The sequence below is a fragment of the Saccharothrix deserti genome (genome assembly GCF_009769385.1).
GTDB classification, from domain to species: Bacteria; Actinomycetota; Actinomycetes; order Mycobacteriales; family Pseudonocardiaceae; genus Actinosynnema; species Actinosynnema deserti.
The window spans coordinates 104,280-117,887 of record NZ_VKAB01000021.1; the positions used below are offsets into that span (position 1 = coordinate 104,280).

Below are 13,608 nucleotides of genomic sequence, written 5' to 3' on the forward strand. Positions count from 1 at the left end.
CCACTGTGGACCTGTGACCAGGAGTTACGGCCGGAACGTGCGGGCGATGGCCTCGACGGACACCCTCATCTCGTCCAGTTCGCCGTCCACGCACCACAGCCAGGTGTCGACCGCGCGGCAGAACGTCCACGCACGTGCCCGCTCGGCGTCCAGCTCGCCCATGTCGCACAGCGCGGCGAACCGTTCGCGCAGTCCGCGTTCGCCGTCCATCTCGCCGAACCTGTTCCACAGCAACGGGATCACGCAGAACTCGGGGTCACCGGACAGCGGTTTCGGGTCGATCATCAGCCACGGCTCGCGGTCGCCGCGCAACACGTTCTCGTAGTGCAGGTCCTGGTTGACGAGGGTGTTCGCGGCGCTCTCGGCGAGCCCGCGGCCGAGTTCGTCGGCCTGCTGGACGAACGCGGCCGGCACCGGTTCGCCCAGCCCGGCGTTCTCCCGGGCCAGGTCCGGGGGCTCGTGGCGGCGGAATTCCGGCCCGGCCGGGACGCGCAGCCGGCGGAGCAGCCCACCGGTGACGGCCAGCGCCTCCTCGATCGGCGCGTCGTCCAACGACCGGTTGTGGTCCAGGCGTTCCAGGAGCAGCGCGCCGTGCTCGTCGTCGTGGTCCAGCAGCTCCACCACGCCCTCGCCGCGCCACGCCGTGAGCGCCAGCGGCTCCTGCCGGGTCTCCTCGTCCAGCCAGGTGAGTTTGAGCACGGCCGGGTGGCCGTCGGCGCGGCGGACCGGGAGGACGACGGCGACGTTGCCGTTGAGCAGGTCGCCGTCCGGGGTGAGGCGCCAGCGGGCGCAGAACTTCGTGGCCAGGGCGGGCAGGGTGGCGCGCCACGGCAGCGCCTCCTCACCGAGGATGGCGCCGAAGTCGTCGGGGACGGTGATCACGCGAACTCCAAGCGGTAGACGGATTCCCACTCCGGCCGGGCGTTCAGCCGGGCCGCCCGCAACGCCGCCGCGGCCTCGTCGTCCAGCTCTGTTCCGCGCGCGGTCGCGGTCGCGTCGACCAGGTGCGAGTGCGTGGTGGGGGAGCGGACGGTCACCGTGCACGTGACGCCGTCCGCGAGCCCCGGAACTGCCTGCTCGGTGCCGCCGACGGCCACCAGCACCGCGCCGTCCCGCCACAGCGCCCACACCAGCCGCGGCTCGTGGCCGTCCGGTCGGATCCACACCGCGGCGGCCTTGCGCAGCGCGTTGTCCAGCACCTGCTCGATCTCCACCGGTTCAGCCTGCCACGGGCCTGTGAATCGTGACTCACGAAATAGCGGCCGGTACGCGTGCGTGCCACCCTTCGCACAACAGGAGTTACCGGCCGGTACGAGGAGGTACCCCAGTGGTCGACCAGCAGCGTCCCCGTCGCTCGTGTCTGGCCGTGCCCGGCTCGAGCCAGAAGATGATCGACAAGGCTCGCACGCTGCCCGCGGACCAGGTGTTCCTCGACTTGGAGGACGCGTGCGCGCCGCTGGCCAAGCCGGACGCGCGCAAGACCATCGTGGCCTCGTTGAACGAGGGCGGCTGGGGCTCGCGCGCCCGGGTCGTCCGGGTCAACGACTGGACCACCGAGTGGACCTACCGCGACGTCACCGAGGTCGTCGAGGGCGCGGGCGCGAACCTGGACTGCATCATGCTGCCCAAGGTGCAGACCGCGGAGCAGGTGCACGCGCTCGACCTGCTGCTCACCCAGATCGAGAAGACCATGGGCTACGAGGTCGGCCGCATCGGCATCGAGGCGCAGATCGAGAACGCCCTGGGCCTGATCAACGTCAACGCGATCGCCACCGCGTCGCCGCGGGTGGAGACGATCATCTTCGGCCCGGCGGACTTCATGGCGTCGATCAACATGAAGTCGCTGGTCGTCGGCGAGCAGCCGCCCGGCTACGACGTCGGTGACGCCTACCACTACATCCTGATGCAGATCCTGATGGCGGCCCGTGCGCACGACAAGCAGGCCATCGACGGCCCGTACCTCCAGATCCGCGACGTCGACGGCTTCCGCCGCGTGGCCGGCCGTTCCGCCGCGCTGGGCTTCGACGGCAAGTGGGTGCTGCACCCGGGCCAGATCGACGCGGCGAACGAGGTGTACAGCCCCAAGCAGGAGGACTACGACCACGCCGAGAACATCCTCGACGCGTACGACTACTTCACGTCCGAGGCGGGCGGCAAGCGCGGCGCGGTGATGCTCGGCGACGAGATGATCGACGAGGCGTCCCGCAAGATGGCGCTGGTGATCTCGTCCAAGGGCCGAGCCGCCGGCATGTCCCGCTCGAACATCTGGTCGCCGCCGGAGGAGTGACGTGGTGTGCCGGTGAGGTCACCGGCCGGTGACCTCACCGGTGAGCATTGCCACAGGTCACGCCCAGGATTGGCGATCATGGGGTGGCGCATGTGCATGGTGGTCGACATGTCACGACACCGCAACGACCGGAGACGCCTGTTCCGCCGCCGCCCGTCCGACGACCTGTTGGAGCGCAGCTTCCGCACGTGTCCGGGCTGCTCGGCCGACGTCCACGTGTTCGCCGACGTGTGCCGGCACTGCGGCGGCGCGTTGGAGTTGCGCGCTTCCTGAGTCACCGCGCCGGGATGGTTCCGGCTTCCCGGTACAGCCACACGATCAGCACGACCCACAGCACGAACGCCAGCAGACCGAGCACGGTGAACACGGCGCCGATGATCAGACCCGCGGTGGCCATGCCCCAGCCCTCCTCGCCGCTCTGCCGGATCTGCTTGCGCGCCACGATGCCCAGCACGATGGCCGCCGGGGAGAACAGGAACGCGGTGATCAGCGCCGCGATCGCCAGGCCGTTGGTGCGCCTGGGCGGGTAGTGGCCCGGCTGCTGGTAGTACGGCTGCGACATGGCGGTCCCCCTGCGCGGTCGGTGCGGTGGCACAGGTTAACCGCTGTTTCGGTTCAGCGCGTGGCGATGAGCACCTTCGTAGCGCGAACGTGCGTTAACCGGTCCATACTCGCCGGTAACCCGAGAGCTACGAAGGGAAACGCGATGGCGCGCCTGGCCCGGACCGCAGGACTGACCGACGTCCAGGAGGAGATCCTGTCGACGGTTCGCACCTTCGTGGACAAGGAGATCATCCCGCACGCCCAGGCGCTGGAGCACGGCGACACCTACCCGGCCGACATCGTCGAGGGCATGAAGGAGATGGGCCTGTTCGGGCTCACCATCCCCGAGGAGTTCGGCGGGCTCGGCGAGTCGCTGCTGACCTACGCCCTGGTGGTCGAGCAGATCGCCCGCGGCTGGATGTCGGTGTCCGGGGTCATCAACACCCACTTCATCGTGGCGCACATGCTCAAGCAGCACGGCACGCCCGAGCAGCAGCAGAAGTACCTGCCGCGGATGGCGACCGGCGACGTGCGCGGGTCGTTCTCGATGTCCGAGCCGGAGTTGGGTTCCGACGTCGCCGCGATCCGGACGCGCGCGACGCGTGACGGCGACGACTTCGTCATCAACGGCCAGAAGATGTGGCTGACCAACGGCGGCACGTCCAACCTCACCGCCGTGCTGGTGAAGACCGACGAGGGCGCGGAGAAGGCGCACCAGAACCTGACCACGTTCCTGGTGGAGAAGCCCGAGGGCTACGGCGAGGTCGTGCCGGGGCTCACCATCCCCGGCAAGATCGACAAGATGGGCTACAAGGGCGTCGACACCACGGAGATGGTGTTCGACGGCTTCCGGATCGCGGGTTCGCAGGTGCTGGGCGGCGCCACGGGGCGCGGTTTCCGGCACATGATGGACGGCGTCGAGGTGGGCCGGGTGAACGTGGCGGCGCGGGCGTGCGGCATCGCGTTGCGGTCGTTCGAGTTGGCCATCGAGTACGCGCAGCAGCGCAAGACGTTCGGCAAGCCGATCGTCGAGCACCAGGCCATCGCGTTCAAGCTGGCCGAGATGGCGACCAAGGTCGAGGCCGCGCACCTGATGATGGTCAACGCGGCGAGGCTGAAGGACTCCGGCGCGCGCAACGACGTCGAGGCGGGCATGGCGAAGCTCATCGCGTCCGAGTACTGCGCCGAGGTGACGCAGGAGGCGTTCCGCATCCACGGCGGCTACGGCTACTCCAAGGAGTACGAGATCGAGCGCCTGATGCGCGAGGCCCCGTTCCTGCTCATCGGCGAGGGCACCAGCGAGATCCAGAAGACCATCATCAGCCGGGGCCTCCTGCGCGACTACCAGTCCCGAGGCTGACCGCCCGCCGGTTGTCCCCCGCCGGTTGTCCACAGGCCGACCGGTTGTCCACAGGCCGATCCGCGCCGCCCTGAATCGTCGGTCCCCTCCGGCAGAATCAAAGCAGGGGTCCCCTTGGCGGGGACCTCTGCGAAGCGCGAGCCCGGCGGCACAGCAGGGTCCTGGTCGGCTCCGCGCCGGGGGAACCGGGGGTCGGCTCAGCCTCGGACGACCTGGTGTAGCGCGGCGCCGGTCGGGGTGGCGAACACGGCCACCTCGGCGGTGACGGTGAGCGGTGCGCCGGGTAGGGCTTGGCCCAAGCGGTTGGCGGAGCGGTCGTAGACGTGGGCCCGGCCGCCCGGCGTCCAGCCGAGCAGCGCGCCGCCCGGCGTGATCAGGTGCCTCGCGACGTGCGTGGTCCGCCGCGACACCCGCGGTCCCGGTTCGCCGGCGGTGTAGCTGAGCAGCCTGCGGCGACGGCCGGCGTTCCGCCGAACGGGGGTCCGACGGCGGGTTACATCACGTTCGCGTCAGTTTCCCGGCAACCCGTTTCGCGCTGTTCGCCCTGTGTTGGCAGGATGGGGTGATCAGCACCGCGAAGAGGTGGTCACCGTGACGAGTTCCTTCTCCGGCCAGAACCGACCCGGGGTGCCTCCCCGCCTGCCCACCCCTCCCACCGGCTGGCCCATCGGCTCGTACGGCACGTACGAGGAGGCGCAGCGCGCGGTCGACTTCCTGGCCGACGGCGACTTCCCCGTCCAGGAGGTCACGATCGTCGGCGTGGACCTCATGCTCGTCGAACGGGTCACCGGCCGGCTCACCTGGGGCCGGGTGCTCGGCACCGGCGCGGCGTCGGGCGCGTGGTTCGGCCTGTTCGTCGGCGTCCTGCTCAGCCTGTTCAACACGAGTCCCGGCGCGAGCCTCGGGCCGATCGTCGCGGGCCTGGTCGTCGGTGTCGCCTTCGGGCTGATCTTCGCCGCCGTCGGCTACGGCTCGGCCCGCGGCAAGCGGGACTTCCAGAGCGCCAGCCAGCTCGTCGCGGGCCGGTACGACGTGCTGTGCCAGCCCCGTTCGGCCGAGCGCGGCCGTGACCTGCTCGCCCGGCTCGCCCTGCGCCCCGGCGACGTGAAGAAAGACTGAGGTTTGCGCTCCCACCCCATTGGGTAAGGCCGTTCCGGGCTTCGGTGGTTGCGGCACCTGATCATCGGGCCTAGGTTCGGGTCCACCGGTCGGCCACTGGCCGCCGGTGGGGCACGACGAGGTGCCGGGCGCTGCGGTCTGGCTCCTCCGTTGTCGGGAAGGAGGCAGGACCGATGAGGGGCACTGGTCATCGGTTGGCCGCCGCAGGGGGCGCCGCGCTGATCGCGACGTCCGTGCTGGCGGGCTGTGGTTCGGGTGACGGCGGGATCACCATCAACGTCTACAAGTACCCGCAGGAGAGTTTCCAGAAGATCGTCGACAACTGCAACGCGACGGCCGACGGCTACCAGATCGTCTACCACAAGCTGCCGCGTGAGGCGGACGGCCAACGCGAGCAGATGGTGCGCAGGCTGGCCGCCGAGGACACCGACATGGACGTGTTGGCGCTCGACGTGACGTGGACCGCCGAGCTGGCCAAGGCGGGCTGGATCAAGGAGTTCACCGGCCAGGCCAAGTCGGAGGTCGAGGACGGCACGCTGGAGACACCGCTGGACACGGCCCGTTACGAGGGCAAGCTGTACGGCGCTCCGGACAACACCAACGTCCAGCTGCTCTGGTACCGCGGCGATCTCGTGCCGACACCGCCGAAGACGTGGGACGAGATGATCGAGATGGGCTCGCAGCTGAAGGCGCAGGGCAAACCCGGCCTGGTCGAGGCGACCGGCAAGCAGTACGAGGGCCTGGTCGTGCTGTACAACACGCTGGTCAACTCCGCGGGCGGGCAGATCCTCGACGAGAACGGCACCAAGGCCGTGGTGGACGACGGCGCGGTGAAAGCGTTGGAGGTGCTGAAGAAGTTCGCCACCTCCGACGTGGTCGACCCGTCGTTCTCCAACTTCGCCGAGGACCAGGCGCGGCTGGCCATGGAGGGCGGCAACGCCGCGTTCATGCTGAACTGGCCGTACGTCTACGCCGCCGCGCAGAAGGTCCCCGACTTCGCGAAGAACCTGAAGTGGGCGCCCTACCCGTCGATCGACGCCGGTGACGAAGCCGAGGTCACCGTCGGCGGCATCAACTACGCGGTCAGCGCGTTCACCCAGCACTCCGAGGAGTCGTTCGACGCGGTGATGTGCCTGCGCAACGCGGAGAACCAGAAGTTCGCCGCCATCAACGACGGCGTGCCGCCGACCATCGAATCGGTCTACGACGACCCCGAGATGGCCGAGCCGTACCCGATGAGGGACGCGATCCTGGAGACGTTGAAGAGCGCGAGCGCGCGTCCGCGCACGCCCGCGTACCAGAACGTCTCCACGGTGATCTCCACGATCCTGTCGCCGCCCGCGAGCATCGACCCGCAGGCGACGGCGGACCGGCTGCGCACCGAACTCCAGGACGCGCTCGACTCGAAGGGGGTGCTGCCGTGAGCCACGCCGTGAGCCCCGCCGGCGCCGATGCCGCCGTCGCGGAGGAACCGAAGCTGTCCCCGAAGGCAAAAGCCGCGCTGAGCGAGGGCAAGAAAGCCGAACGCCGGCTCGGCCTGCTGCTGTGCGCGCCCGCGATCCTCATCATGGCCGCGGTCGCGGGCTGGCCGATCATCTACTCGGTCTGGCTGTCCCTGCAGCGCTACGACCTGAAGTTCCCGGACCGCACCGAGTTCGTCGGCCTGGACAACTACATCACCGTGCTGTCCAACGGCTACTGGTGGAACGCCATGTGGGTGACGGTCGTGATCACGGTGGTGTCCGTGGCGATCGAGCTGGTGCTGGGCATGGTGCTGGCGCTGATCATGCACCGCACCCTGGTCGGCCGCGGCATCGTGCGCACGTCCACGCTGATCCCGTACGGCATCGTCACGGTCGTCGCCGCGTTCTCGTGGCGCTACGCGTGGACGCCCGGCACGGGCTACCTGGCCGAGACGCTCGCGGGCGGCGACCCGGTGCTCACCGAGAAGGTGCCGGCGATCATGGTGGTGACGCTGGCCGAGATCTGGAAGACCACGCCGTTCATGGCGCTGCTGCTGATGGCGGGCCTGGCGCTGGTGCCGGACGACCTGCTCAAGGCCGCCGCGATGGACGGCGCGACCGCGTGGCAGCGGTTCATCAAGGTGATGGTGCCGGTGATGAAGCCGGCGATCCTGGTGGCGCTGCTGTTCCGCACCCTCGACGCGTTCCGCATCTTCGACAACCTGTTCGTCCTCACGGCCGGCTCGCAGGGCACCTCGTCGGTGTCGATGCTGACCTACAACAACCTGATCAAGGGCCTGAACCTGGGGATCGGCTCCACCATGTCGGTGCTGATCTTCATCGCGGTGGCGATCATCGCGTTCGTGTTCGTGAAGCTGTTCGGCACCGCTGCTCCCGGCAGCGACGGCGGGGGGAGGCGCTGATGGCGGGCATCGGCGGAGCCGTGACCACGGGCCGCAAGGCGCGCTGGACCGTCCTCAACGTCCTGGTGGTGGCGTACGCGCTGTTCCCGGTGCTGTGGATCGTGTCGCTGTCGTTCAAGACCAAGGAAACCCTGGCCGACGGCAACTTCATCCCGCGCGAGTGGACGTTCGACAACTACGAGACGATCTTCTCCACCACGGAGTTCGTCCGGGCCCTGGTGAACTCGATCGGCATCGCGCTGATCGCGACCGCCGTCGCGGTGGTGTTCGGCACGATGGCCGCCTACGCGATCGCCCGGCTCGACTTCCCCGGCAAGCGGCTGCTGGTCGGGGTGTCGCTGCTGATCGCGATGTTCCCGCAGATCTCGCTGGTCTCGCCGCTGTTCGAGATCGAGCGGGGGCTGGGCCTGTTCGACACCTGGCCCGGCCTGATCCTGCCCTACATCACGTTCGCGCTGCCGTTGGCGATCTACACGCTGTCGGCGTTCTTCCGCGAGATCCCGTGGGAGCTGGAGAAGGCGGCGAAGATGGACGGCGCCACGCCCGGTCAGGCGTTCCGCCGGGTCATCGCGCCGCTGGCCGCGCCGGGCGTGTTCACCACGGCCATCCTGGTGTTCATCTTCTGCTGGAACGACTTCCTGTTCGCGATCTCGCTGACCTCCACCGAGAGCTCCCGCACGGTGCCGGTCGCGCTGTCGTTCTTCACCGGCAGCTCGCAGTTCGAGGACCCGACCGGGTCGATCGCCGCCGCCGCGGTGGTGATCACCATCCCGATCATCCTGTTCGTGTTGTTCTTCCAGCGTCGGATCGTCGCGGGGTTGACCTCCGGCGCCGTCAAGGGGTGACGAAACAATGGCCGAGATCGTTCTGGACAGCGTGACCAAGCAGTACCCCGACGGCGCGGTGGCCGTGCGGGACGTGGACATCGAGATCGCCGACGGCGAGTTCATCATCCTGGTCGGCCCGTCCGGCTGCGGGAAGTCCACGACCCTCAACATGATCGCGGGCCTGGAGGACATCACGTCCGGCGAGCTGCGCATCGGCGGCGAGCGGGTCAACGAGCGGGCGCCCAAGGACCGCGACATCGCGATGGTGTTCCAGTCCTACGCGCTGTACCCGCACATGACGGTGAAGGAGAACATGGCCTTCCCGCTGCGGCTGGCCAAAGTGGACGACGCGACGGTGGAGAAGAAGGTCCGGGACGCCGCCGAGATCCTGGACCTGACCCAGCACCTGGACCGCAAGCCGTCCAACCTGTCCGGTGGGCAGCGGCAGCGGGTGGCCATGGGGCGGGCGATCGTGCGCAGCCCCAAGGCGTTCCTGATGGACGAGCCGCTGTCCAACCTGGACGCCAAGCTGCGCGTGCAGATGCGCACGTCGGTGTCCCGGCTGCAGAAGCAGCTCGGCACGACCACCGTGTACGTCACGCACGACCAGACCGAGGCGATGACCCTCGGTGACCGGGTGGTGGTGATGCGCGGTGGCGCGGTGCAGCAGATCGGTGCGCCGCAGTTCCTCTACGACAACCCGGCCAACCTGTTCGTCGCCGGGTTCATCGGCTCGCCCGCGATGAACTTCGTGCCGGCCGCGTTGGAGAACGGCACGCTGCGCTCGGCGCTCGGCGACGTCCCGCTCACCGACGGGGTGCGCGGGTTGCTGGAAGGCGCCGCAGCACCCCGTGAAGTGATCATGGGGTTGCGGCCCGAGCATTTCGAGGACGCACGCCTGGTGGAAGACCACGTCCGCTCGACCGGGGTCACTTTCACCAATCAAGTGGACGTGTTGGAGTCGATGGGTTCGGACAAGTTCGCCTATTTCAGTCTGGCGGGTGAACAAGCAACCTCGGCCGAGTTGGCGGAATTGGCGGCCGACGCGGGTTCGGCCGACGTTCCGGGAGGTGGCGTGTCCCTGGTCGCCCGGATCTCCGCCACGTCCACCGCGGTGGAAGGCGAACCGGCGGAGATCTGGTTCGACGCCGACAAGGTGCAGCTGTTCGACCCGAAGAACGGCCGCAACCTCACCTACCGCGGCTGACGGTTCGCCGGCCGGAAGGGTTGCAGAAGGGCCGTCCCCGCTCGTCGGGGGCGGTCCTTCGTGCTTTTAACGGAAGTGACGGCGAGTTGCCGACCAGCCGGGATCATCGGCAGGGACGAACTCCATAGGCCATTCGGCGCAGCAAACACGCATCTCGCCGCATTTGTCCCGCCGCAACTGTCATCGATCCCCACCCTGGTCGAAGGCGGTGACGACTCCGGCCGAAAGGCGTCGGGGCAGGGGAGTCCGCCGAGCACAGAGAAGAGCGCGAGATGGGGATTCTTGACGGCAAAGCAGTGGTGATCACCGGAGCGGGACGTGGCCTCGGCGAGGCCTACGCGATGCACGCGGCGCAGGCCGGAGCGGCGGTCGTGGTCAACGACGTCGACGCTGACCTGGCCGAACAGGTCGCCGAGCACATCCGGGGGTACGGCGGACGCGCGGTGGCGAGCACGCACACCGTGGCGGACCCGAGCGAGGCCGAGAAGATCGTGGGAATGTGCGTGACGGAGTTCGGCCGGGTGGACGGCCTGGTCAACAACGCCGGGCTCAACTACGAGACCCTGCCGTGGGAGGACGAACCGGAATCGATCCGGAGGATCGTCGAGGTCAACCTCCTGGGAGTCATATACACCGGAATGGCCGCGATGCGCGCGATGCGCGAGCAGGGCTCCGGCTCGATCGTGAACATTTCGTCCGGGGCGTTTCTCGGCCAGCGCAAACTCGCCACCTACTCGGCCACCAAGGGCGCGGTGGCGTCGCTCAGTTCGTCGTGGGCCCTGGACCTGGAAGGGGAGAACATCCGGGTCAACGCCGTCTGCCCGGTCGCGCACACCAGAATGGTGTGGAAGTCGGAGCGCTCGCTGCGGGCCATCCCCGCCGACCGCACCCCCGGCAAAGTCGCACCGCTCGTGCTGTTCCTGCTCAGCGACGCCGCGGACGGGATCACCGGCCAGATCGTCCGGTGCAACGGCCGGCAGCTGCACCTGGTCGGGCACCCGTACTTCAAGCAGCCGATCCTGGAGAGCGACACCTGGGACACCACGTCGGTGAAGCGCGCGTTCGACGGCGTCCTCCAAGCCCACCTGGAACCGTTCGGCCTGGAAAAGCGCATGCCGCCGCGGCTGCGCGAACTGGTGGAGCCGAGCCAGACGGCTTGAGTCGGTGGATCGAAGTGTCGCCAGGTCGAGCCGAGCTGGTGGCACTTTGTCCATGGATTCCCCACCGGTCACTCCTTCGGGTGATCGCTAAATCGTCGTACCCCCCTGACACGATGCTGGTCATGAGCGCACGCACTCCTCGTGTCACGGACTGGCGGCTGGTGGTGCAGTCGCGGCTGGACCGCGTCCGGGCCGATCTGGCGGCGCTCGGACCGCCGGATCCGCTCGACCTGGAGAGCCGGCAGTGGCGCGCGGTGGCGGAGCAGGAGGCCGCCGTCGTCGAGGACATGATCACGCGCACCGAATCGCGGTGGCGCACGGTGGCCTCGTGGTGGTCCGGCTGGCACATCGAACGGGCCTGGCGGTCCGTCCACGAAGCCGAGATCGCGGTGGTGGCCGCCGGCAACGGGTTCCTCGGGCGGTTACCCGGGTTGAAGGCACGCGTCGCCGAGAACCTCGACGAGCACGACCCGAGGCGCGTAGCGCTGGAGGAGATGCGGCCCGGCGAGCACCCGCTGTCGGTGGAACGGGAACTCGTGGTCGACGCGTTGCGGGCGGCGTTCGACGCGTCCGACTTCGCCCACGCCGGGTCGCGGGCGCTGCGGAACAAGCTGATCGCCACGTCGGTGGTGCTGTTCGTGGTCAACACCGTGCTGGGCGTCGTGGGGCTGGTCAAACCCGGCCTGATCCCGATGTGCGTGAGCTCGGAGAAGCTGCCCACGGTGTGCCCGTCGGGCAAGACCGCGGCCGGGGCGGACGTCTGGCTGATCCAGGTGCTGGGTGCGTTCGGTGCGGTGCTGTCGGCGGTCGTGCTGCTCCTGCGGCGGCGTCCCAGCCTCTCGCCGTACGTGATGGTCGGCTACCAGGCCCTGATCAAGGTGCTGCTGGGCGCCGCGTTGGCGGTGGTCGGCATCCTGGCCCTCGGCGCCGGCGTGACGACCGGCCTCATCGGCGTGGCGTCCCAGGCGGCCCTGCTGCTCTGGGCCGTGATCCTGGGTTACGGCCAGCAGATCGCGACCCGCCTGCTGGACAGCTACACGGACCGCGTGATGGACCAGGCGCGCCCACTGCCCAGGCTGGAGAGCCAGCGGTAGCTCACCGCCGCGAGCGGAGCGTGGAGATGACGTCCTGGTCCCACCGGTGCGTGCGGATCAGGCGGTACCGCTCGGCCGCGACCCACATGTACGCCTCGGTCTCCGTGCGGTCGCCCACCAGCTCGGCCTGCCGGAGCATCTCCACCACCGGCTCGTACTCCTCGGCGTACCACCGCTTGGCGATCGTCGCCCGGTCCAGGAACGCGCCCTCGTCCTGCATCAACCGGAAACCCCAAGCCTCCACGTGCTCGCCCAACTCGGCGTAGTCCCACGGGTCCGACAGCAGCACCGCCGCCCGCGCCTGCCCGCTCAACGGCACCCGCTCCAGGAACAGCCGCCGGTAGTCCTTCACGATCAGGTCCCCGCGGTGCCGGATCCCGTGCGCCGCGATCCGCGTCACGACCTCCGTCACGTACGCGTCGATCACCTCCAGCCCCAACGCGTGCGCGACCGACACCCGGTGGTGCCCGTCCTGCACGAAGTGCAGGTCACCCACCCGGTACACCTCGATGGGCGGCACCGCCTCGCCCCGCCGCTGCGCCAGCGCCAACCGCTGCCACCGCTCCCGCACCCGCGCCGACGTCGGCCGGAACCGGCGGTCGAAGTCGCGGGTCCGGTCCACGCTGCCGACGATCGAGTCGAGCCTGATCGTCTGCAGCCCCAACCGCCGCTCGCTGAGCATCCCCAGCGACTCCACCACCTCGTGGAACGGCAGCATGATGTTCACGTCGTCCGGCTCACGGCGCAGCCACGCCGCCAACCGCGACATCACCTGGCGACGGCGGGCGCGCAGGAAGTCGTTCTCCGCGTCGGCCTGCGGAAAACCGGTGTCACGGCGCACGGCGCTCCTCCTGTCCGAACCCGAGCCCGGAGCCGAACCCCGAGCCGGAGCCGGCCGCGGACCCGACCGGGATGTCCAACACCTTGTAACCCACCACGTTCACCACGCGGGTCGAGTCGAGCGTGCGGTCCTCCTTCAGGACACCGTGCGGGTGGATGTGCCCGTGCAGCATGAGCGGGGGCCGCAACCGCCGCACGGCGTCGTGCAGGCACGCGAACCCCCGGTGCGGCGGATCGGGCTCGTCACCGCAGTCCAGCGGCGGCGAGTGGGTCAGCAGCACGTCCACCCCGCGCCCGTCGCGTAACCGCCGCCACTGCGCGGTCCGCAGCACCCGCCGCAGCCGCCGCGCCTGCTGCCGCTCGGTCCACTGGTTCGGCCCACCGCTGTACCGGATCGATCCACCGAGACCCGCGATCCGCAGCCCGGCGACGTCCACCACCCGCTCGTCCGCGTTCACCCCGCCCGCCGGACCGGGCCAGCGCGCCGGGATGCCGGCCTTGGTCCACAGCCCTCGGACGTTCGAGTACCCGGTCAGGTCCGCGTCGTGGTTGCCCGGCACGAACACGCAAGGCCGGTCCAGCGCGTTCGCCAGGAACTCCAGGTAGTCGAACGGCAAGTCCCCGGCCGCGACGATCAGGTCCACGTCGTGCCGGCGCACCTGTTCGGTCCACAACCGCTCGACCACCTCGTCCGCCACCGCGAGCACCTTGGGCATCCACCGAGCCTAGGCGCTGCCGCCGTCGGCGACACCTCGCCGGTGAAAGGGTGAAAACCGGCCTCCTCC

The 13,608-nt window shown here is 69.3% G+C and carries 16 protein-coding genes; 10 read left to right on the forward strand and 6 right to left on the reverse strand.

What is annotated here, in order from left to right; genetic code table 11:
• Positions 1 to 24 precede the first annotated feature (24 nt).
• A complete protein-coding gene (locus FM051_RS30025; protein ID WP_158849207.1) occupies positions 25 to 882 on the reverse strand; it encodes an aminoglycoside phosphotransferase family protein in 858 nt (285 codons plus the stop codon).
• A complete protein-coding gene (locus tag FM051_RS30030) occupies positions 879 to 1,214 on the reverse strand; it encodes a hypothetical protein (protein ID WP_238412746.1) in 336 nt (111 codons plus the stop codon). Before FM051_RS30030 ends, FM051_RS30025 begins: the two co-directional genes overlap by 4 nt.
• Before the next feature lie 113 nt (positions 1,215 to 1,327).
• Here FM051_RS30030 and FM051_RS30035 point away from each other — a divergent pair, with 113 nt between their 5' ends.
• Positions 1,328 to 2,287: an HpcH/HpaI aldolase/citrate lyase family protein gene (locus FM051_RS30035; RefSeq protein WP_158849209.1), complete on the forward strand. Its 960-nt coding sequence runs from the start codon at positions 1,328 to 1,330 to the stop codon at positions 2,285 to 2,287.
• A gap of 108 nt (positions 2,288 to 2,395) precedes the next feature.
• Entirely contained in the window at positions 2,396 to 2,560 is a 165-nt protein-coding gene (locus FM051_RS30040; RefSeq protein WP_158849211.1) for a hypothetical protein, read from the forward strand.
• 1 nt (position 2,561) lies between these two features.
• Here FM051_RS30040 and FM051_RS30045 read toward each other — a convergent pair whose 3' ends face one another.
• Positions 2,562 to 2,849, reverse strand: a complete 288-nt coding sequence (locus FM051_RS30045; RefSeq protein WP_158849213.1) for a DUF4190 domain-containing protein — start codon at positions 2,847 to 2,849, stop codon at positions 2,562 to 2,564.
• Between the two features lie 144 nt (positions 2,850 to 2,993).
• Between FM051_RS30045 and FM051_RS30050 the strand changes: the two genes are divergently transcribed.
• Complete coding sequence (locus FM051_RS30050; protein ID WP_158849215.1) at positions 2,994 to 4,190, forward strand: acyl-CoA dehydrogenase family protein; 1,197 nt, start codon at positions 2,994 to 2,996, stop codon at positions 4,188 to 4,190.
• A gap of 197 nt (positions 4,191 to 4,387) precedes the next feature.
• Here the strand turns inward: FM051_RS30050 and FM051_RS30055 are convergent, their stop codons facing one another.
• The gene (locus FM051_RS30055; RefSeq protein WP_158849217.1) at positions 4,388 to 4,600 is read right to left on the reverse strand and encodes a hypothetical protein; all 213 of its coding nucleotides are present in this window, start codon (positions 4,598 to 4,600) and stop codon (positions 4,388 to 4,390) included.
• A 181-nt stretch (positions 4,601 to 4,781) separates the two neighbouring features.
• On the opposite strand from FM051_RS30055, the gene FM051_RS30060 reads away from it, so the two are divergent.
• The 7 genes from FM051_RS30060 (at position 4,782) to FM051_RS30090 (ending at position 11,983) form a co-directional block, all read left to right on the forward strand.
• Positions 4,782 to 5,309 (forward strand): general stress protein, encoded by a 528-nt coding sequence (locus FM051_RS30060; protein WP_158849219.1) that lies wholly within the window; start codon positions 4,782 to 4,784, stop codon positions 5,307 to 5,309.
• Between the two features lie 173 nt (positions 5,310 to 5,482).
• Positions 5,483 to 6,733, forward strand: a complete 1,251-nt coding sequence (locus tag FM051_RS30065; protein ID WP_158849221.1) for an ABC transporter substrate-binding protein — start codon at positions 5,483 to 5,485, stop codon at positions 6,731 to 6,733.
• A gap of 8 nt (positions 6,734 to 6,741) precedes the next feature.
• Entirely contained in the window at positions 6,742 to 7,695 is a 954-nt protein-coding gene (locus FM051_RS30070) for a carbohydrate ABC transporter permease (protein WP_420803635.1), read from the forward strand.
• Positions 7,695 to 8,540: a carbohydrate ABC transporter permease gene (locus FM051_RS30075; protein WP_158849225.1), complete on the forward strand. Its 846-nt coding sequence runs from the start codon at positions 7,695 to 7,697 to the stop codon at positions 8,538 to 8,540. Before FM051_RS30070 ends, FM051_RS30075 begins: the two co-directional genes overlap by 1 nt.
• Before the next feature lie 7 nt (positions 8,541 to 8,547).
• Entirely contained in the window at positions 8,548 to 9,729 is a 1,182-nt protein-coding gene (locus FM051_RS30080; protein ID WP_158849227.1) for an ABC transporter ATP-binding protein, read from the forward strand.
• Positions 9,730 to 10,001: 272 nt separating this feature from the next.
• Complete coding sequence (locus tag FM051_RS30085; RefSeq protein WP_158849229.1) at positions 10,002 to 10,889, forward strand: SDR family NAD(P)-dependent oxidoreductase; 888 nt, start codon at positions 10,002 to 10,004, stop codon at positions 10,887 to 10,889.
• Positions 10,890 to 11,011: 122 nt separating this feature from the next.
• Positions 11,012 to 11,983, forward strand: coding sequence for a hypothetical protein (locus FM051_RS30090; RefSeq protein ID WP_158849231.1), 972 nt, complete (start codon positions 11,012 to 11,014; stop codon positions 11,981 to 11,983).
• Between the two features lies 1 nt (position 11,984).
• Here FM051_RS30090 and FM051_RS30095 read toward each other — a convergent pair whose 3' ends face one another.
• Together FM051_RS30095 and FM051_RS30100 are read right to left on the reverse strand one after the other, a co-directional pair.
• Positions 11,985 to 12,824 (reverse strand): chromosome partitioning protein ParB, encoded by an 840-nt coding sequence (locus FM051_RS30095; RefSeq protein ID WP_158849232.1) that lies wholly within the window; start codon positions 12,822 to 12,824, stop codon positions 11,985 to 11,987.
• Positions 12,814 to 13,539: a metallophosphoesterase family protein gene (locus FM051_RS30100; protein WP_158849234.1), complete on the reverse strand. Its 726-nt coding sequence runs from the start codon at positions 13,537 to 13,539 to the stop codon at positions 12,814 to 12,816. The genes FM051_RS30095 and FM051_RS30100 overlap by 11 nt, the downstream gene beginning before the upstream one ends.
• Between the last annotated feature and the right edge of the window lie 69 nt (positions 13,540 to 13,608).